Here is a 19,999-nt window from a genome sequence, read left to right on the forward strand (position 1 = left end):
TTAACTTAATCTGTATCTATAAACAGGTTTTTTGGTTGCTGTTATGTCGTCAAGTCTCTTAACAGGCGTTGTATGAGGTGCTGTTTTCACAACTTCTGGTGTTTTTTTCGCTTCTTCGACTATTTTCTCAAGCACCTTCGCGAAATAGTCCAGGGTATTTTTGTTTTCAGTTTCAGTTGGTTCTATCATCATATCTTCATGAACAATGAGAGGGAAATACACTGTTGGTGCATGAAGTCCATAATCAAGAATCCTCTTTGCAACATCAAGTATCTTTACTCCTGTTTCTTTTACAAACTGGCTTCCATCAACTACAAACTCGTGCATGCAAATTCCCGGTGAAGCTATTTTAAGAAATTTCGATATCAAGGAACGCAGATAATTTGCATTCAGAACTGCCATTTCAGAAGCCCTGGTCAGCCCATCTTTCCCCATAGACAGTATGTATACATAAGCCTTTAAGAGAACCAGAAAGTTTCCATAAAAACTTCTGGTTCTACCTATGCTATTTGGCAATTTGAAGTCTGGATAATATTTATCACCGTCTTTTCTAATAATTGGGATCGGAAGAAATTCACTTAGAAAAGCTTTTACCCCAACTGGGCCGCTCCCGGGACCTCCCATTCCGTGTGGTGCCGAGAAAGTTTTGTGTAAATTGAGATGAACTATATCAAATCCCATTTCTCCAGGCTTGATTTTACCCATTATCGCATTCAGGTTCGCTCCATCATAATAAAGAAGAGCACCAGCCTGATGAACCTTCTCTGCTATTTTTACAATATCTTTTTCAAACAATCCAAGTGTATTTGGATTTGTGAGCATCAGCACAGCTATTTCATCATTAAGGTGATTTTCGAGTTGTTCAAGGTCAACGAGCCCATCTTCCGTTGATTTAATTTCCACAACATCAAAACCTGCCATTGCCGCAGAAGCCGGGTTTGTACCATGTGCTGAGTCTGGCACCAGTGCCACATGTCTTTTTTTGTCATTACGAGAAAGGTGATATGCACGAACGATAAGCATTCCCGTTAATTCCCCATGGGCACCGGCAGCTGGTTGAAGAGTCATTTCATCCATACCTGTAATTTCGCAAAGAAATTCTTTCAGCTCATACATCACCTGCAGCGCACCCTGAACTGACTCCCATGGCTGGTATGGATGAATATCTGTGAAACCTTCCAGGCCTGCAACATACTCATTCAGCTTTGGATTGTATTTCATCGTGCATGACCCGAGTGGATAAAAACCTTTATCAACAGAATAGTTTTTTTCTGCAAGAGCAGTGTAGTGCCTGACCACGTCGGGCTCTGATAATTCCGGCAATCTTAATGGGCGGGTTCTTTTCAAATGCTCTGGAAAAACAGGATCAATCCTTTGAAGCTCTTCATCTGGTAATCTGTAAGCTTTCCTGCCGGGAACTGATTTTTCAAAGATTATCATACAATATCACGCCCCAAAAGATCAACCAGTTTTTCTATGCTTTCTTTTGTATTTACTTCTGTTGCACAGGCAAGTGCGCAATCTTTGAATTCAGAATAATACCACTCAAGAGGGAGAGGAGCGAGTATTCCATTGTTAAACAGCTTTCTCCAGATCTTATCATATTCAGAACGCATTCGTACAATGAATTCATTATAAAATGGACCATCAAAAACAAGTTCAAATCCACTTTCTAACAATTTCTTGGCCAGATAATGAGCATTAGTGTAACTTCTTTCAGCAACCTCTCTCATGCCCTGTGGACCCAGAATACTCATAAATATCGCATTCGTTACGGCCATAAGTGCATGATTTGTACATATATTTGACGTGGCTTTCTCTCTTCTTATGTGTTGTTCGCGTGTCTGTAAAATCATGACATATCCTGTCTTTTCCTCACTATCTTTTGTCTCTCCTATCAATCGCCCGGGCATTTTGCGAACATATTTTTCAAGCGTAGCAAAGAAACCAACCCCCGGTCCACCGTAATTCATCGATACTCCAAGGGGTTGTCCTTCTCCAACAACAATATCGGCTCCAAAACTGCCCGGTGGCTCTAACAAAGACAAAGCGAAAGGTTCTGTTACAACTATCAAAACAAGACCATCAGCATACTCTCTGATCATTTTCAAATCTTCCACAATACCAAAAAAATTTGGATATTGCACAACAACAGCTGACGTATCATCATCTATGAGTTTTTTTAAGACTGCCAGATCTGTCATTCCGGACTTAGTAACAGGAACCGTTTCAAATTCTATATCCTGGGCAGTTGCGTATGTATAGCATGTCTGAATATATTCTGGATGAACAGCCCGGCTTATAAGAACTTTGCGTTTATTACTTATCCTGTGAGCCATTAGAACTGCTTCTGCAAGAGCGCTTGCACCATCATACATTGAAGAATTTGCAACTTCCATACCTGTGAGTTCACAAACCATTGTTTGATATTCAAATAGGGCTTGTAATGTTCCCTGAGAAACCTCTGCCTGATATGGGGTATAAGCTGTGACAAACTCAGGTCGTGAAGATAAAAACTTCACAATCTGTGGAATGTAGTGAGCATATACTCCAGCACCCATAAAAATATTCGGTTTCTCGATCACCATATTTTTTAAAGATAGATTCTTGAGTTTTGAGACAACTGTGAACTCATCCAGACCGTCTGGAAGATTAAGATTCTTCGACGTAACAGGGATATCTCTGTAAAGTTCCTCTACTGTCTCAATACCAATAACTTCTAACATTTGTCGTATTTCATCTTCTGTATGAGGAATATATGGATTCATTATCCTTCCTCCTCGCAAAACTTTCTGTACGCCTCCTCGTCGAGAAGTTCTTCCAGCTCGCTTACGTTACTCATCTCAATTTTCACAAGCCATCCTTCTCCTTCCGGATCCTTATTCACAAGTTCCGGTTCATTGTTCAATTTTTCATTAACCCCGGTAACCTTTCCACTTACAGGTGCATATACATCACTTGCTGCCTTCACTGACTCAATGCTCATAAGCATTTCTCCTTTTTTAACTACCTTGCCAACTTGTGGAAGATCGACGTATACAACATCTCCAAGTTTTTCCTGTGCAAAATTTGTAATACCAACAATAGCAATATTCCCATCAGCCGAGACCCATTCATGAGTCTTTGCATACCTTTTCATCTCACCGCACCTCCTAAGAACTTTTTACAGAACCTCTGTAAAAAGGCAATTTCACAATCATAGCCTTCACTTTACTTCCCCTTATATCCACTTCAATTTCATCTGAAATCTTTATCTCACTGCTTAACATTGCAAGCGCTACGGGTTTCTCGAGTGTTGGTGAAAAAGTTCCACTGGTTACCACACCTACTCTTTTCTCCCCTTTGAATACATACATCCCATGACGTGCGATTCTTCTGTCAGAGATCTCAAGACCTCTTATTCTTTTCTGTAAACCCAACTCCTTTTGCTTTATTAAGCTATCTTTTCCAATAAAATCTTTGTCAAACTTCACTACCCAAGATAAACCGACTTCAAGAGGTGTTGTGGTTTCATCCATATCATTTCCGTAGAGCATATATGAAGCCTCAAGTCTGCAAACATCCCTTGCACCAAGGCCTGCCGGTTTTACACCAAAGTTATTTCCCCGTTGAAGCAATTCATTCCACACAGTAAAAGTATCATCCCAATGACAATAAATTTCAAATCCATCTTCACCTGTGTATCCAGTCCTAGAAACAATACAGTTTTTTCCAAAGACCGAATAACTGGCGAAGGTGTAGTAAGAAAGAGAATCGATATCTGAAACAAACGTTTTTAAAAATCTTTCGCTCAGTGGCCCTTGAACAGCTATCAAACCATACTGGTCGGATAAGTTTCGAACTGTAACATTAAACTGTTTTGATTGATTTACTATCCAGTCGAAATCTTTCTCTATGTTGGCAGCGTTAACAACAAGCATTGCCTGCTTTTCCCCAAATCTGTAAGTCAGCAAGTCGTCTATGATACCACCCATTTCATTACACATAACTGTATACATGACCTGACCAATTCTCAAATTTTTAAAAGAATTTGTCAATAGATAATCCACAAATTCAACCGTATCTTCCCCCTCCACGAAGATCTCACCCATATGAGAAACATCAAAAAGCGCTACGTTTTTTCTAACAGTTGCAACTTCATCGTTTATCGAAGTATACTGGAGTGGCATCTCCCAGCCAGCAAAATCTATCATCTTTGCTCCAAGAGATACATGACTTTCATATAGAGGTGTTCTCCTCATTTTTCGACGCCTCCCTTAAAATTTTTTGTGCTTTTTCGAAATCTTCTTCCGTCACGAGAATCTGGACCAGCCCACCCTGTCCAAAAATAACGGGATCAAAACTGCCTGGTTTGATCAGAACCTCTATACCACTCTCCTCGAGCAACGATTTCAAAATATTTGCGGTAGGTAAATCAACCTCTTCAAGAAGTATTCTCCACAATTTAATTTCCTCCTGTTATATAATTAATCAGTTCAGTGTCTATTTTACACCAGGAGGTGTGTGAAAATGAAAACCATAGGCGTCTTAACAAGTGGCGGGGATTCACCAGGAATGAATGCTGCTATAAGAGCAGTTGTTAGATTTGGCGTAAAAAATGGCCTGAAAGTGATAGGAATACAAAGAGGTTATTGTGGGATGATCGATGGTGCTTTCAAGGAAATGAACTTTTCGGATGTTGCCGGAATAATGGAAAGAGGAGGAACAATACTCAGAACAAGCAGATGTGGGGAATTTTATACACCAGAAGGCCGGGCAAAAGCAGCCGCAAAATTGAAGAATGCCGGTATAGAAGGACTCGTTGTCATCGGTGGCGAAGGCAGTTTAACTGGTGCTAAACTATTGTATGAAGAGCATAGAATACCTGTAGTTGGTATACCAGGAACCATAGATAACGATATAGCGCAAACAGATATGTGCATAGGAGTTGACACATGTTTAAATACAGTTATAGATGCTATACAAAAATTGAAAGACACTGCCACGTCGCATGAAAGAGCTTTCGTTGTTGAAGTAATGGGAAGAGAATCAGGATATATAGCATTGAATGCTGCCCTTGCAACTGGTTCTGAAGCTGCAATAGTCCCGGAAGTTCCCGTTGATTTTGACAAGCTGGCCGAAAGATTATTCGAAGAAAGAAAAAGAGGAAAAATAAATTGCATCATTGTCGTCGCCGAGGGAGCCGGTGGTGCAATACAGGTAGCAAAAAACTTACAGGACAGAATAGGGTATGAAACAAGAATAACTATACTCGGTCACGTTCAGCGTGGAGGAAGCCCAACAGCTTTTGACAGACTCTTAGCAAGTAGAATGGGGGCAGAAGCAGTTAAAGCATTGATGAATGGTGAGACATGCATGATGATGGCGTTGAGGATGAACAGAATAGAGCATGTCCCCATAGCAGAAGCATTAAAGTCCAAAAAAGGCCTGGATATGTCTCTGTATGAACTTTCATTAACACTCTCTTGAGGTGAAAAAATGAGAAAAACCAAGCTTATATGTTCGATAGGACCTAAAACCGAGAAACCAGAGAAAATAAAGGAATTGCTAAAAAGAGGGGTAAATGCTTTTAGGATAAGCGCAGTTCATTACACGATGGAAAAAATCACAGAGCTGGTAGAGCTAATCAAAGATATTAGATATGAACTCAAAATGCCTGTTTCCATCATTCTTGATTTACCAGGTTGCAAACTCCGGACGGGAGATCAGAAAGAAGAAATCATCGAACTTAGACAAGGTGAAAAAGTGACTGTAACAAGCGAAAAAACTTTTTCTTCTCGGGATACTATAAGCATAAATTTTTCCGGACCATTTCAGGGTGTAAAAACCGGCGATTTAATCCTCGTAGATGATGGAAAAATACAACTCAGAGTGGAAAGAATTTCTCCAAAAAAAGTAGAATGCGTCGTGGAGATAGGAGGAATTTTGAAGAAAAACAGTGGCGTCAATTTTCCCAATTCTGATCTACCTGTCGAAGTACCAACAGAAGAAGATATTAAGATCATAGCTGAAACTGTCAATATGGGACTGGACTATTACTGTGTATCATTTGCAAGAAACGCAAAAGATGTTCAAAAAATCAAAAAACATCTTGAATCTTTCGATTCAAGTGCGAAAATTCTTACGAAAATAGAAACAAAAAAATCCATAGAAACGCTGGAAGATATATGTCGCGTGAGCGATGGAATAATCGTAGCAAGAGGAGATTTAGCGGTGGAGACATCTCTGATAGATTTGCCGATATTGCAAAAAAAGATAATAAATACCGCATCAAATTATAAAATACCTGTGATCGTCGCAACCGAAATACTCAATTCTATGATCAACAGTTCATCACCAACAAGGGTTGAAATAATGGATGTTGCAAACATAGTTTTAGATGGAGCAGATGCTATACTGCTAACCTCTGAAACAGCTGTGGGGAACTTTCCGATCGAAACAGTTGAAAAAATTAATGAGATTGTTGAAAATGTTGAGAACTACCTACCCGAAATCAATGCTCATTTTAAAGAACGCAGGTTTGAAAAAATCGAAGATCCATCTGAAGCTATTGCAAGGAGTAGTTACTACATTTCTGAAGAAATAAATGCCAAAGCTATAATAATATCAACAGCTTCTGGAAGCACTGCAAGAAGGGTGGCCTATTTCAAGCCACTTCGTCCTATCATAGCTACGACCCCAGATGAAAACACCTTTCATCAGTTGTCTATTGTTTGGGGGATAGTTCCGATGCTAATTCCAGAAGTCCATTCCACAGATATAATGATCCACGTGGCCGTCGAGAAGGTTAAAGCTGTCGGATATGTTCAAAATTCCGACATTGTGGTTGTTACTTCTGGTGCTCCGTGTGGTATTGTTGGAACAACTAACATGCTCAAAGTTCACATAGTTGAGTAGGTGAAAAGCCATGAAAGAAAACTCAATACGTTCATTTATTCAGCTGCTCGGCATCCCCACGTTCATAATAGATGAAGATACAACGATAATTGCGCTCAATGAGGAAGCATGCAAACTGATTAAGTTGCCAAAAAGTGTCGTGGAAGGTAAAAAGAGCTGGACTGCTTTCGTTCATCCCAAGGACCTCGAAACAATGAAAAAATATCATTACGAAAGAAGAAAATCTTGCCATGTTCCAGAGAAATATTATTTTACCCTTGTTGATTCTGAAAAAAATTATCGGGAAATTCTCATTAATGTAAGCATGATACCAAACTCAAGTAGATCGATAGTAACTCTCATAGATGTGACAGAATTAAAACATTTAACTGATAAATTTGAAAGAAAAACAAGGTGTCAGCAGGCAATAATGCATTTTACTGGTGAAGTTCTTAAAGGAAAAAGAAAAAACCATTATCAATTTTTGCTTGAAAAAGCTGTTGAAATTATCCCGGGAGCACAGGCAGGAAGTGTCTTGCTAAGAGGAAAGAGAGGTATCTTTTATTACAAGGCCGCTGTTGGATACGACTTTCAGCAACTTTCGAGAGTCTTTTTCAGGGAAAATGAGCTTGCACAGGGACTTGCAAAAGATGTGGTAAAAGTGACTGATTTTTCAATCAACGAAACTCTCGACAAAGAGAGATCCTCCATATTGAAGGCTTTTGGCAAAATCAACGAAATCAAGGTGATGCTTTCCATACCAATTGTAGTCCAGAAAGAAACAATAGGTTTTTTCAACTTAGATAACTTCGAGGATGTCGATGCTTTCGATGAAGAGGCTGTTGAAACTGCAAAAATTTTTGCCGGTCAGATTGGTGTTGTCTTCGAAAGATTAAACCTTGAGAAAAAAATCAAAGATCAAAACAAAACGATGCGTTTTCTTTCATATCATGATCCTCTCACCGGGCTACCCAACAGGCGTATGCTTGAAGAAGAAGCTGAAAGAATACTTTCTTCATCAAATAGATCTGGAAAAACTGTTTCTGTAATTTACATCGATTTAATGGGTTTCAAGAAAATCAACGATCAATATGGCCACAGTACAGGTGACAAAGTGTTATCGGTTGTTGCAAAAAGGCTCAAAAAGTGTATGAGAAAAAGCGATTTCGTTGCCAGATTGGGCGGAGATGAATTCGTTTTTCTCCTGCCAGGTACGCCTGCCCGGCTGGCAGTTAAATTGATTGAGCGTGTTATAGAGCAAATAGAAACTCCTATAATTCAGGAGGGAAAAAAGCTTAAAATATCTGCAAACGCCGGTATAGCAGAATATCCCAAAGACGGAGGATATTTTGAAAAAATCCTCCGCAACGCTGATAGAGCTATGTACCATGCAAAATTTCAAAAACTAACTTATTGCATCTTTGAAAGCTGATTCAATATTTCACAGGCAACCTTAACATTGTTTTTCAGAAGTTCGACATTACTCCTAACAGTTTTTCCTTTCGAATAATGAGCCAGCCTCGACAAAAGAAATGGAGTAACACCTTTACCCTTCACAGAAGATGCATCAAGGTCATGCTCAGATAGTCTGTACCATTCTTCAAATTGTTCAACCTCAATTGCATGTTCGTCAGGTATGGGATTGAAAACAAGAACTGCACCGGGTAGATTAAATTTCTCTTTGAATAAAAAAATAGATGCAATCTCTTCAAAACTGTCAACTCTATTAATGTGTATGCTGGTGGATTTACAGTAGAAAGCCGGTAGCTCATCAGTTTTATAGCCAACAACAGTTATTTGAAATGTCTCCAGCATTTCAACAGTAGATCTCAAATCCAGTATTGATTTAGGACCAGCGCTGACTACTATCATTCTGGTTCTGGAGAGTTCGGCTAAATCCTGAGAAACATCCCATTGATCTATTTTGTGAACTCCTCCTATTCCACCTGTTGCAAAAACTTTTATATTGTTCAAATGTGCAATGCGCATTGTAGCGCTCACTGTCGTTGCAGCCCACATTTTTTTAGCAAGTGCAAATGGAATTTCTGCGGTTCCTATTTTTAAAACATCTTTTCTCGAAGCAATTTGAACAATCTCCTCCCTGCTTAACCCAACTTTTATCTGACCAGCAATTATTCCTATAGTCTTTGCAGAACATCCAGTTTCAGCTGCAAGCTCTTCAAGCTCAACAGCTGTATCAATATTGATTGGAAATGGCAATCCATGGGCGATAACGGTCGACTCTAAAGCCAGAATTTTCTCCATCATTCTCACCATCTTTCGAAATGCAATCTGTCTTTTCGAAATCTATCAACAGTGCCTGGTTTTTCAGCAGGATATCCAATTGGTATCAGTGAAAATGCTACAATATCTTTAGGAAGACCGAGGAATTTACGAAAACTTTCTACTCTTAATTCGTCAGGATATATACCACACCAAACAGCACCGAGCCCAAGTTCGGCAGCCCTGAGAAGAATATTTTCCGTAGCAGCTGCGCAATCTTGAACCCAGAACCCGGGATATTTTACCGAAGACAAATCCGCGCAAACAATTACTGCGACAGGAGCACTAATTACTGATTTTGCATAGGGATGTATCTCTGCTATCTTTTCTTTCGTGCTTTGATTTTTAATCACGACAAAGTGCCACGGCTGTTCATTACCAGCAGATGGCGCATGCATCGCCGCTCTGATAATTTCCAAAATTGTATCCTCGCTTACATCGCGGGGTTGAAATTTTCTAACGCTTCTTCTTGCGTATATTATACTCATTTCAATCACCTCCAGAATCTCTTTTATAAGCTATCCCAAAAATTATCGCACAGATAAGCAAAATCATACCAGAGATCTGTAAAAACGAGAGTTTCTCTGAGAGTATTAAAAATGAAAAAATAGCCGCGAAAACTGGTTCCCCAACATAGATCAAAGCAGATACATTAGATCCTACTTCCTTTTGAAATTTTAACTGGACCCAGAGAGCAAAAATAGTTGCCAGAAGAGCTGAGAATACCATCGCAAAAATGAATTCCATGCTAATTTTCAGGCCTCCACCGAGAGGTGTTAAACAAAGATTAATCAACGCTGTTAAAAGAAACTGTGGTGCGATAAGCGAGATCTCATCAACGTCAGACCTTTTCGTAAAATGAGTTATCAAAACAACATGAATTGCAAAGCTGACTGCACATACAAGTGTGAGTAAATCTCCTATATTAAAAGGATCTCTGGATGGATCATTTAACATATAAAGCCCAAAAATAGAAACAAGGAAGGTAAGAAATTGAATTAACGTTGGTTTGATCATTTCCACAATATAAGAAAAAAATGGTACAAGCGGGATATACAGTGATGTGATGAAACCACTCTTTGTGGAACTGGTAATCTTCAAACCACTCGTCTGAGAAGCATAAGCTATTGCTAGAAACAAACCAAGAATCAATCCTTTTCCCCAACTTGGCTTTTTTCTGAAAAACAACAGGCTCAAAAAGAACGAGACAATGAATCTGAGAAAATTGTAAAAAAAAGGATTTGCACCGTCTAAAGCTATTTTTTGAACAGGGAAAGTCAAACCCCAGATCATTGTTACGGTAAAAAGCAGTGTGATAGCTTGAATTTTCTTCATATGCTGCTCTCTCTCTTGATCACCTGGCCTTTGTAAACAATTCTTTTAGGAACCTTCTCACCATTGAGAATCTTCAAAAGGACACTGGCACACATCTTTCCAATCGATCTGTTAAAATATTCTACCGTCGTCAGAGATGGAATTACTAATTGAGAAATTGTCAAATTCCCATGCCCTACTATTGAAACTTCCTCTGGTATCCTTACTCCTTCAATTTTCAAAGCTTCTATAAGCCTGACCGCAATAACGTCATCAACACAAAAAACGACATCCGAAAGTCGTGAAAACTTGTTTAGAAAATCACCTTCATTCTCAAGCAAAATAACATCGTAATCTTCAATTCCGCCGTGAAACATAGCCTTCAAAAAAGCTGCGTACAATTTACATGTTTTGTAATCTTTAAGCCCTGTGGAAAGTAAAGTGTATGACCGCTTTCCATTCTTGAGGAAAAAATCAGTTAATTCTTTGTAAGCATGAAAATAATCGAAAACCACTGAACAATTATCGAAATCACTACCGACTGTTATATTTATCTTACCTTCGCAATTATCTTTATCAGAAATCAGCACCACAATATCTGCAACAGAATCTTCGGTGCTTTTACCCACACTAACAAAAATTTCCTTATCTTCAAATGCTTCTATCAAGCCATCAAGTACTCTTAAATAAGGTTCTTCCCAAATTGGAATAGCAACATGAACCTGAGTTATTCTTTTTCTAAATTGTCGCGCAAATTTACTTGGTTGAAACCCTGTTTCTCTTATAGCATTGAGGACTCTTTCTCTCAAACTATCATCTACATTACCTTTTTCATTCAAAACGCGCGAAACAGTTGACACAGATACACCAGCAATCTCAGCTATATCTTTTATCGTGATTTTTTTCAAAATAATCCCCCCACGGCTCCTTTTTTAATCTCTCCTTCCAAAAACTCCCGCGATAAGTAACATCCTTAGAAGTTGCAATACAGCCATTGCAGTAGAAGCAACGTAGGTCAGAGCAGCTGCACTCAAAACTTTTCTCACGCCTTTAAGCTCTTCTTCCGGCATCATTACATTTTCTCCCAGTAATTTCAAAGCTTTCTTGCTCGCATCATATTCAACAGGCAATGTTACCAAACTGAACAGAACAGCTAAGGAGAACAGCACAATTCCAAATCTTAGCATTGCCGGCAGCGCAAATAATAATCCCATGATGAAAAATATCCATGCTAAGGAAGAACCCACGCTTGCAACTGGAGCAAGAATAGTTCTGAAGACAAGCAGAGGATTTTTCTCTGCATGTTGAATAGCATGCCCTATTTCATGGGCTACAACACCAAGCGCAGCGACAGAACTACTTCCGTAAGTTGAAGAAGAAAGTCTGACTACTTTTGTACGCGGGTCATAATGGTCAGTCAAATGACCCGGCATCGCTTCAACTCTGGCATCATAAATACCAGCTGAATCAAGAAGTCTCATTGCAAGCTGACTTCCTGTAAAATTTGTAGTTGATCTGACTTGAGAATAATGTGAAAAAGCGCTCTGGACCTTGACCTGTGCCCAGATTGCGAGTAATAGAGCCGGTATTAATAACAAAAACGTCGGATCGTAGAAGAACATATTACCACCTCCTGATAATTCGACTTTTCACACATTATGTTTGGTTCAAATTAAGTGAATAAACAGGCCACTTTTCAATTTTGGCTCGAACCATGTCGACTTCGGAGGCATGATAAAGCCAAAATCCGAAATTTTCATAAGATCCTCAACAGATGTTGGATAAAGAGCAAACGCCACAGAAAATCCTTTTTTATCAACATAATTCTCCAGCATTCTCAACCCGTAAATACCTCCGACAAACTCTATACGCTTATCTGTTCTTGGATCGTCTATACCAAGGATTGGCTTCAAAACAAACTCCTGAAGAATTGAAACATCGAGAGATCTGACAGGATCCGACTCATTAATTAAACCTTCTTTAAGTCTCAAAATGTACCACTTTCCACCTATATACATACCAAACTCGTGTTTTTTAACAGGTTTGTAAGGTGAATGAGGGGCAAGGGAAAGATCAAAAATATTCTCAAGACTTGAAATAAAATGCTGAACTGTCAATCCGTTCAAATCTCTGATTACTCTGTTGTAATCGTATATCTTCAGATGTTTGTGTGGAAACAAGACACCAAGAAAGTAATTATATTCTTCATCAGGTTTAAAGGGGCTCGTTTCCTGTCTCAAAATTTGTGCCACTCTAACAGCGGAAGCTGCTCTGTGATGACCATCGGCAATATAGAAACTATCCACACCCTCAAAGGCTTTCTTGATTAATTCAACTGATTGTCTATCTTTCACAACATATACCGTTTGCCTTATACCATCTTCGTCTGTAAAATCATACTCGGGTTCACCTTGAGCAAATCTTTCTATGAGAGAATCCAATTTTTCCGAAGACCTGTACATAAGAAAAACAGGCCCAGTTTGTGCTTTCAAGTGGTATATATGTTTTGCTCTTTCATCTTCTTTTTCTTTGCGGGTCAGTTCGTGCTTTTTGATTTTGTTGTTGAGATAATCATCAACATGGAATGTTGCGACAAGACCTATTTGGATATGGTCCTTTCCGGTTTGTTTATATATATAAAAACACTCTGTCTCATCCTGAATCAAAATACCTGAAGAAATCATTTCTGAAAGTATTTCCCTGGCTTTTTGCAAAACTTCAGAAGAACTTGGCTCCATATCTTTATCAAAATTTATCTCGGGTTTTGTAACTCTGTAAAATGTATAAGGATTCAACTTAAGAACTTCTTTTGCTTCCCGAGAATCTACAACATCGTATGGTTTTGCAGCAACTGATGAAGCAAATTCCTTTTTTGGCCTGACTGCCCTGAAAGGTTTAACAACCATTTTTCTCTACCTCCCTGAGATATTTTTCCTGCCTGTGAAACATTTCTTGAGACTTGTTATCCACAAATTCATGATCATAACCACACAAATGAAGGCAGGCGTGTATTAACACACGAAAAAGCTCAATTTCATATCTCTGGGAATACTTGCTCGCATTTTTTTCCACCTGTGACGGGCATATAAAGATTTCCCCAAAAGATTCTTCTTCGTAAAAGAAGGTCAAAACATCAGTAGGCGAATCAATTTTCCTGTATTCTCTATTGAGATTTCTCATACGTCTTTCTCCAATAAATACAAGGCTCACGTCAATATTTTTATCCTCATTTTTCAAAACCATGCTAATAACTTGCTTGATCTTTTTTTGATCGATCTTCGTTCTCGTTTTGTTGACCAAGTGAATCTTCGGCAAGATTGATCACCTTCTTTATCTCTTCTTTTGGATACTCAATGCGCGAGCGAAACATACTAAACAGAACTTTCGTAAACTCTTCTGCTATAGCCTCAAGATCTTTCAAGGTTAATCCAGACTCATCAAGTTCTCTCTCGTTATATATACCTGAAATAACTTCCTCAACCATGGTTTTTATTCGCCCGGCTGTCGGATTTTTCATACTTCTGGCAGCAGCTTCAACGGCATCCGCCAACATTATTATACCGGCTTCTTTGAATTGAGGTTTGGGCCCGGAATAACGAAATTCATTTTCACTGAGTTCTTCTCCCATATCCTTTGACTTGTGATAGAAATATTTTTGCACCCGAGTTCCATGATGCTGAGGTATAACATCCTGAATAAGCAAAGGAAGCCTATTTCTCTTTGCCATTTCTATGCCAGATTTAACATGATCCTGGATTATTAGATGGCTCAACTTGGGATTTAGCTCATCGTGAGGATTCTTCTCGTAGATATTTTCTGTATAAAAATAAGGTCTTTTCGATTTACCTATGTCATGAAAGTAAGCGGCTGTTCTTGCAAGAATCGCATTTGCCCCTATCCTTTGCGCAGCAGCTTCAGCAAGGTTTGCAACCATCGATGAATGGTAATAAGTTCCAGGTGCTCTCAACGAAAGAAGTTTTAGCAAAGAATTGTTTAAATTGCTGAGTTCCATTAAGTCAACATTTGAATATATCATACTCGCGTATTCGATAAATGGAAGCACGCCTATACTGACAATTGAAAAAACGATTGGTATAAAAAGAATCACCAAACTTTCCATTAAATTGATATCTACTCTGTGCAATTCTATATGGAAGAGATAAAAAATCATCGAGAAAAGCGCCACAAAAAGTGCCGATCTTGCAACATGCATTCTCTTCTGAATTCGTGAACCAAGCAAAGCGGTGAGTAAAGAATTTGTCAAAATGAAAGCAAAACCCAGAGCGTCAAGATTGAAAACTAAGGAGAAGATAATTGCGAAAAATATGGAAGTAACTATTGCTATTTCAACATCAAAAAGGAGTACCAGAAGAGTGATGGGAATAAAAAAAGGTGATGCATATAATCCTATCTCTCTAACAATTATTTTTGCGAGAAAAAAACCAAATAAGGTTATCGAGTAAAACAAATAAAAATACGACCTGTGAAGATTAAATGGTCTTTTATCCATTTTTGGTCTTATCAAGGCAAACCAGATCAGCGAAGCTACGACATAACCATTTAAAAAAAGGGATATATTAGAGAGATATGGAATCTTGAGAAGAAAAAAACCTGCCAGAACCACAGCAAAATCAATCAGATTTTGCCTGATGAAATCAATGATCTTTTTCATGCCTGTTCCTCTCGTAGTTTTCGTAAGCTTTTATTATATTTTTTACTATAGGATGTCTTACAACGTCAAGATCAGTAAGATACACAAAAGCTATGCCTTCAACACCCTTGAGAATCTCTTCACACTCGATGAGCCCAGAGTTTCCTTTGTCTATGTCTATCTGAGTAACATCGCCTGTGATAACTGCTTTTGAGCTGAATCCAATCCTTGTTAAAAACATCTTCATCTGCTGATGAGTTGTATTTTGTGCCTCGTCGAGAATAACAAAGCAGTTGTTCAGAGTCCTTCCTCTCATGAAAGCCAGCGGAGCGATCTCCACTATGCCTTTCTGGCGATAGCTGTAAAATTTTTCTGCGGGCATCATATCCATGATAGCATCGTAAATCGGTCTTAAATAGGGATCGACTTTTTCAACCAGATCTCCTGGCAAAAACCCCAATCTCTCACCAGCTTCAACAGCAGGTCTTGTAAGTATGATTCTCTGAACGGCTCCCGATCTAAGGTAATCCAGGGCCATGGCTACAGCGAGATATGTCTTTCCGGTGCCAGCAGGTCCTATTGCAAAAACAACGTCATGCTTTTTCATTGCTTCAACGTATTCTTTCTGACCTCTTGTCTTTGGGCGAATCTTCCCAGCAAGCAAAACTTCCTGATGATCAATATCTACAGTTCCACCCCAAGCTGTATAGAAATCAACCAAAGATTCAAACTCTCCCCAATCCATCACATATCCCTTCTTGGCTGCCGTAACAACCTGAGAGAGTATATTTTCTACTGTCTCAACAACAGAATTGTCACTCCCGGCAACCGTTATTTTCTTGTCAAAAACTTCGATGTTAACTGAGAATTTTTTCCTTAAAAACCTTAGCCTGTTATCATATTGCCCGAGAACGACCACCATATCGACATTGTCTGGAACTTCAACTATTTTTGATACCAGCTTTAAATCACCTCCAAAGTATATAATATCACCCTTGTTGGTCAAGCAATGATATCAAAGATTTAAGGTACTTGCTCCTTGAAGGATGTCTGAGCTTTCTCAACGCCTTAACCTCTATCTGTCTGATTCTTTCTCTGGTAACATTGAAATACTGTCCCACTTCCTCAAGTGTCTTGGCTTTTCCATCAAGTAATCCATACCTCATTTTGAGCACCATTGCTTCTCTCGGGTTAAGTGTCTTTAAAACCTTTTCAAGTTCTTCGCGCATCAGCATTCTCATAGCTTCTTTCTTTGGAGAGGTTATGTTCTCGTCAGCCACAAAATCTCCCACGGTAGAATCCTCATCTTCGCCCACAGGAGCCTCAAGCGAAACTGTTTCTTTGGATGCTTGAAGGATCTCTTCAACTTTATCCACCGGTTTATCCATAAGTTTTGCAAGTTCCTCTAACGAAGGCTGTTCACCGTGTTTTTGATAGTATTCTCTGGTAATTCTGTTAAGCTTGTTTATGGTTTCAACCATATGAACAGGTATCCTTATGGTTCTTGCCTGATCAGCTATCGCCCTCGTAATTGCCTGTCTAATCCACCAGGTCGCATAAGTGCTGAATTTGTAACCTTTTTTCCAGTCAAATTTTTCTACCGCTTTCAGAAGACCGATATTTCCTTCCTGAATCAGATCAAGAAAAGGTAATCCTCTGCCGATATATCTTTTTGCAATACTCACTACAAGCCGCAGATTCGATTCAATGAGCTTTTCTTTTGCCCTTTTATTGCCTATTTGGGCACGTCTCGCAAGTTCTCTTTCCTGTGAAGGTGTCAGCAAGGGTATTTTTCCTATTTCTCGCAGGTACATCTTTATAGGATCTTTCAGAGCAACGTTGTCATATATTTCCGGTCCTTCTTCCAGCAAACTTGGAATTTCTGATTCCACATCCTCATCTATCTCTTCGATTGGTTCTGTATCCTGTATGTTGATCTTGTTTTTTTCCAATTCTTCATATATATGCTCTATCAAAGAAGTATCAAATCCATCATAATCAGGTGGAAAAGCCTTATCTATGTCATCATATGTTATAAAACCTTTCTTCTTTCCAGTTTTTATAAGATTCCTCACTCTCTTCTCAATTTCCTCGCCTGTTAATGCTTTTCTCCGAGCAGATTTTTCTTTCCCTTCATCATCTTCAAGCTCTTCTTCCAGCTGCTTTTTTTCATGCTCCACTTTGACCACCTCCGGTCCCATTCAAGGAAGAAATCAACCTCAGTCTTTCTCTCAAAAGGTTTGCCCTTTCTCTTTCATCCTTGCAAATTGCAAGTTTACTGTCTATCTGTGACAAACGCTTTTCAATTGATTTTCTAATAAAATTTTTTTTGATATCTTCAAAAATCTTGAGAGAGTCGCCAGGAGGTATTTTTGACATGACATCGAAAATATATTTTCTTGTTTCTTCATCAAACTCCGATAGATCAAGGTTATTTTCCAAAAGATCAAGGATTTCAGCTGTTTGTTCTCTGATAAGCGATCTGTCAATTTTCGATATTTCTCTTCTCAAATCTTCCCGGGTTATGTACAAGTAAATCAGATAATCCTCATCTGAAGGGAGGTTGGTTTTAACAAACTTTGTCCTCTGAATTGCCTTTGATTTGAAATATTCAGATAGCTGGGCGGTGGATAACCTCGTTTTTGAAGAAATTATTCTTAACAAATTTTCGTATCTCTCTATTTTTTTCAAGCTGAGCATCAAACGTGTCCAGGGTCTCAACTGCATCAAAAATCTTTCTGTTCCAGAAGTAGTTGAAAGCTCAAATTGTTTTGAATAAAACTCAACAATATACTCTTCAAAAGGCAATGCTTTCTTCAGTGTATCTTTCAACATATCAGCACCGCTTTTTCTCAGAACTTCATCAGGATCTTTTTCCTTAAATTGAGCAATAGCAACATCAAAATCGTTCTCTAAAAAGATTTTCAATGTAGACATAGTAGCTCTCTTACCAGCATCATCGCTATCGAAACACAATATAATGTTCTTTGTCAGTGGCTTTAATTTCATCAAATGAATCTCTGAAAGGCTTGTACCAAGAGTTGCAACAGCGTTGGTTACACCTATCCGGTGAAAAGCTATCGCATCAAAATAACCCTCTGTTACTACAACAAAATCCACCCCCTTGATAGCCTTTTTTGCTTTATCGAACATGAACAGCACAGAACGTTTTGAAAAATACGGTGTTTCTGGAGAGTTCAAATATTTTGGCTCACGATTTGAGACAGTCCTACCACCGAAGGCTACAATACGGCCAAAATCATCTTTGATTGGTATGATTATCCTGTTTTCGAATGTATCTACATAACCGCTCTCAACTTTTCTCATCAAACCATACCTGATCGCTTTCGAAAATTTAAGAGACAGTTTTGAAGCAACTTCATAAGCTATTTTTGATCCACCCGGGCAGTACCCAAATTCGTATTCCTCTATTTCCCGATCATTAAAACCTCTATCAAAAAAATATTGAACAACCTCGCTGTTTTTGCGAAGACAATTTCTATATTCTGTATGAACTCTAAAGAGATATTCAACATATTCATCTTTTCCGGATTGAGAGGAAGAAAATTTTACCTCAATACCAGCTTGCCTTCCAAGTTTCTGCAAAGCCTCCTGAAAAGAAATGTGCTCTATTTCCTGAATAAATTTGATCACATCACCAGATGCTCCACAACCAAAACAATGATAAAGCTTAAGGGTCGGATTAACATGAAACGATGGTGTTTTCTCGCTATGAAAAGGACATAATCCTCTGTAATTTGACCCTACTTTTTGCAAAGATACATATTGCGAGATAACCTGTACTATATCTACAGAGTTTTTAATCCTTTCAATCTGTTCCTTACTCACCATTGCAAGAAATTAATCCGGAAGAAAATTCTCAAGCTCATATTCCTCCTGAAGGAAAGAAAAATAGAGTTGCGAGGTCTTATGCCAGAGTAATTAGACCTTCTTAAGATTACGGTGGTTCAACCCGGGGCATAAAAAATTGCCCCGGAGAATGAATTAACGTTTTGAGTATTGAGGAGCTCTTCGAGCTTTTCTCAGACCGTATTTCTTTCTTTCTACCATTCGGGGATCTCTCGAAAGCATACCATGAGATTTCAAAACAGGCTTGAACGACGTATCCATCTTAATAAGTGCTCGAGCCAGTGCAAGTCTCACTGCGCCGGCCTGTCCTGAAAGGCCTCCACCCTCAACCCTTACAAAAACATCAAGCTTGCCATCGTTGTTTGTAACAACGAGCGGTTCGAAGGCATGCCTTGCTCTCACACGATCTTTAAAATATTCCTCTGCAGAGGCAAAAATTTTATCATTTATAGTCAATTTCCCATTCCCAGAAACTATATAAACCCGTGCAACAGACGTCTTTCTTCTACCCAGACCATTAAAAATAGCCTTATCCATCATTCACCCTCCCATTAAAATTCTAAAGGTTGCGGTTTCTGAGCCTCGTGTGGATGTGAGTCTGATGCATATACTTTCAAACGCTTCAAATATTTGGTGCCGAGAGCTGCTTTAGGTAACATTCTTTTAACTGCCAGATATATTAGCCTCTCTGGATGCTTTTCAAGAAGCTGTCTGGCCGTCAATTGTTTCAACCCTCCAGGGTAACCTGAATAATGGTAATACATTTTTTTATCGAGTTTTTTTCCGGTTAAAAGTACTTTGTCTGCATTTATGACCACCACGTAGTTACCATTGTCTACACCAGGGAAAAAGGTTGGCTCATTTTTTCCCATAAGATATTTCGCTATCTGGCTGGCCAATCTACCAAGAACTTTTCCTGAAGCATCAACAACAAACCACTTTTTTCCTGCTTCTCTAACAATCGATGTTCTCTGTATAGGAAAAGGTCGTGCCATATTGATTCCT

At 38.8% G+C, this 19,999-nt stretch carries 21 protein-coding genes; 3 read left to right on the forward strand and 18 right to left on the reverse strand.

Annotated features, from left to right (window positions below; all coding sequences use genetic code 11):
* The 5 genes from gcvPB to TEL01S_RS10140 are packed head-to-tail and all read right to left on the reverse strand — an operon-like array spanning position 1 to position 4,443.
* Positions 1-1,440 carry an aminomethyl-transferring glycine dehydrogenase subunit GcvPB gene (gcvPB, locus tag TEL01S_RS10120; RefSeq protein ID WP_012003986.1) on the reverse strand — a complete coding sequence of 480 codons (1,440 nt, stop codon included), beginning with the start codon at positions 1,438-1,440 and terminating at the stop codon, positions 1-3.
* A complete protein-coding gene (gene gcvPA, locus TEL01S_RS10125) occupies positions 1,437-2,768 on the reverse strand; it encodes an aminomethyl-transferring glycine dehydrogenase subunit GcvPA (protein WP_012003987.1) in 1,332 nt (443 codons plus the stop codon). Before gcvPA ends, gcvPB begins: the two co-directional genes overlap by 4 nt.
* The gene (gene gcvH, locus TEL01S_RS10130) at positions 2,768-3,139 is read right to left on the reverse strand and encodes a glycine cleavage system protein GcvH (protein WP_012003988.1); all 372 of its coding nucleotides are present in this window, start codon (positions 3,137-3,139) and stop codon (positions 2,768-2,770) included. The genes gcvPA and gcvH overlap by 1 nt, the downstream gene beginning before the upstream one ends.
* Positions 3,140-3,152: 13 nt before the next feature.
* Positions 3,153-4,241 (reverse strand): glycine cleavage system aminomethyltransferase GcvT, encoded by a 1,089-nt coding sequence (gcvT, locus tag TEL01S_RS10135; protein ID WP_012003989.1) that lies wholly within the window; start codon positions 4,239-4,241, stop codon positions 3,153-3,155.
* Positions 4,219-4,443, reverse strand: coding sequence for a putative signal transducing protein (locus tag TEL01S_RS10140; protein ID WP_012003990.1), 225 nt, complete (start codon positions 4,441-4,443; stop codon positions 4,219-4,221). The genes gcvT and TEL01S_RS10140 overlap by 23 nt, the downstream gene beginning before the upstream one ends.
* A gap of 66 nt (positions 4,444-4,509) precedes the next feature.
* Here TEL01S_RS10140 and pfkA point away from each other — a divergent pair, with 66 nt between their 5' ends.
* The 3 genes from pfkA to TEL01S_RS10155 are packed head-to-tail and all read left to right on the forward strand — an operon-like array spanning position 4,510 to position 8,308.
* Positions 4,510-5,469 carry a 6-phosphofructokinase gene (gene pfkA / locus TEL01S_RS10145; RefSeq protein WP_012003991.1) on the forward strand — a complete coding sequence of 320 codons (960 nt, stop codon included), beginning with the start codon at positions 4,510-4,512 and terminating at the stop codon, positions 5,467-5,469.
* 9 nt (positions 5,470-5,478) lie between these two features.
* Entirely contained in the window at positions 5,479-6,897 is a 1,419-nt protein-coding gene (gene pyk / locus TEL01S_RS10150) for a pyruvate kinase (protein WP_012003992.1), read from the forward strand.
* Between the two features lie 10 nt (positions 6,898-6,907).
* Entirely contained in the window at positions 6,908-8,308 is a 1,401-nt protein-coding gene (locus TEL01S_RS10155) for a diguanylate cyclase domain-containing protein (protein WP_012003993.1), read from the forward strand.
* Here the strand turns inward: TEL01S_RS10155 and TEL01S_RS10160 are convergent.
* The 13 genes from TEL01S_RS10160 to rplM all read right to left on the reverse strand — a co-directional run bounded on the left by TEL01S_RS10160 (position 8,287) and on the right by rplM (position 19,989).
* Positions 8,287-9,141 (reverse strand): pseudouridine-5'-phosphate glycosidase, encoded by an 855-nt coding sequence (locus TEL01S_RS10160; protein WP_012003994.1) that lies wholly within the window; start codon positions 9,139-9,141, stop codon positions 8,287-8,289. The genes TEL01S_RS10155 and TEL01S_RS10160 overlap by 22 nt on opposite strands.
* A gap of 5 nt (positions 9,142-9,146) precedes the next feature.
* The gene (locus tag TEL01S_RS10165; RefSeq protein WP_012003995.1) at positions 9,147-9,647 is read right to left on the reverse strand and encodes a nitroreductase family protein; all 501 of its coding nucleotides are present in this window, start codon (positions 9,645-9,647) and stop codon (positions 9,147-9,149) included.
* A 1-nt stretch (position 9,648) separates the two neighbouring features.
* Entirely contained in the window at positions 9,649-10,494 is an 846-nt protein-coding gene (locus tag TEL01S_RS10170; RefSeq protein ID WP_012003996.1) for a DMT family transporter, read from the reverse strand.
* Positions 10,491-11,381, reverse strand: a complete 891-nt coding sequence (locus TEL01S_RS10175) for a LacI family DNA-binding transcriptional regulator (protein WP_012003997.1) — start codon at positions 11,379-11,381, stop codon at positions 10,491-10,493. Before TEL01S_RS10175 ends, TEL01S_RS10170 begins: the two co-directional genes overlap by 4 nt.
* Before the next feature lie 24 nt (positions 11,382-11,405).
* Entirely contained in the window at positions 11,406-12,095 is a 690-nt protein-coding gene (locus TEL01S_RS10180) for a zinc metallopeptidase (RefSeq protein ID WP_012003998.1), read from the reverse strand.
* A 45-nt stretch (positions 12,096-12,140) separates the two neighbouring features.
* Positions 12,141-13,379, reverse strand: a complete 1,239-nt coding sequence (locus tag TEL01S_RS10185; protein WP_012003999.1) for a DUF1015 domain-containing protein — start codon at positions 13,377-13,379, stop codon at positions 12,141-12,143.
* Entirely contained in the window at positions 13,369-13,788 is a 420-nt protein-coding gene (gene ybeY / locus TEL01S_RS10190) for an rRNA maturation RNase YbeY (protein WP_228369017.1), read from the reverse strand. Before ybeY ends, TEL01S_RS10185 begins: the two co-directional genes overlap by 11 nt.
* Entirely contained in the window at positions 13,718-15,145 is a 1,428-nt protein-coding gene (locus TEL01S_RS10195; protein ID WP_028843620.1) for an HDIG domain-containing metalloprotein, read from the reverse strand. Before TEL01S_RS10195 ends, ybeY begins: the two co-directional genes overlap by 71 nt.
* The gene (locus TEL01S_RS10200) at positions 15,129-16,130 is read right to left on the reverse strand and encodes a PhoH family protein (protein ID WP_012004002.1); all 1,002 of its coding nucleotides are present in this window, start codon (positions 16,128-16,130) and stop codon (positions 15,129-15,131) included. Before TEL01S_RS10200 ends, TEL01S_RS10195 begins: the two co-directional genes overlap by 17 nt.
* Positions 16,114-17,313, reverse strand: a complete 1,200-nt coding sequence (gene rpoD, locus TEL01S_RS10205; RefSeq protein WP_407636300.1) for an RNA polymerase sigma factor RpoD — start codon at positions 17,311-17,313, stop codon at positions 16,114-16,116. Before rpoD ends, TEL01S_RS10200 begins: the two co-directional genes overlap by 17 nt.
* Positions 17,294-18,976 (reverse strand): DNA primase, encoded by a 1,683-nt coding sequence (dnaG, locus tag TEL01S_RS10210; RefSeq protein ID WP_012004004.1) that lies wholly within the window; start codon positions 18,974-18,976, stop codon positions 17,294-17,296. The genes rpoD and dnaG overlap by 20 nt, the downstream gene beginning before the upstream one ends.
* A gap of 153 nt (positions 18,977-19,129) precedes the next feature.
* Positions 19,130-19,534 carry a 30S ribosomal protein S9 gene (gene rpsI, locus TEL01S_RS10215; RefSeq protein ID WP_012004005.1) on the reverse strand — a complete coding sequence of 135 codons (405 nt, stop codon included), beginning with the start codon at positions 19,532-19,534 and terminating at the stop codon, positions 19,130-19,132.
* 11 nt (positions 19,535-19,545) lie between these two features.
* The gene (gene rplM, locus TEL01S_RS10220; RefSeq protein ID WP_012004006.1) at positions 19,546-19,989 is read right to left on the reverse strand and encodes a 50S ribosomal protein L13; all 444 of its coding nucleotides are present in this window, start codon (positions 19,987-19,989) and stop codon (positions 19,546-19,548) included.
* Positions 19,990-19,999 lie beyond the last annotated feature (10 nt).

It is taken from the genome of Pseudothermotoga elfii DSM 9442 = NBRC 107921 (genome assembly GCF_000504085.1).
Taxonomy (GTDB): Bacteria; Thermotogota; Thermotogae; order Thermotogales; family DSM-5069; genus Pseudothermotoga_B; species Pseudothermotoga_B elfii.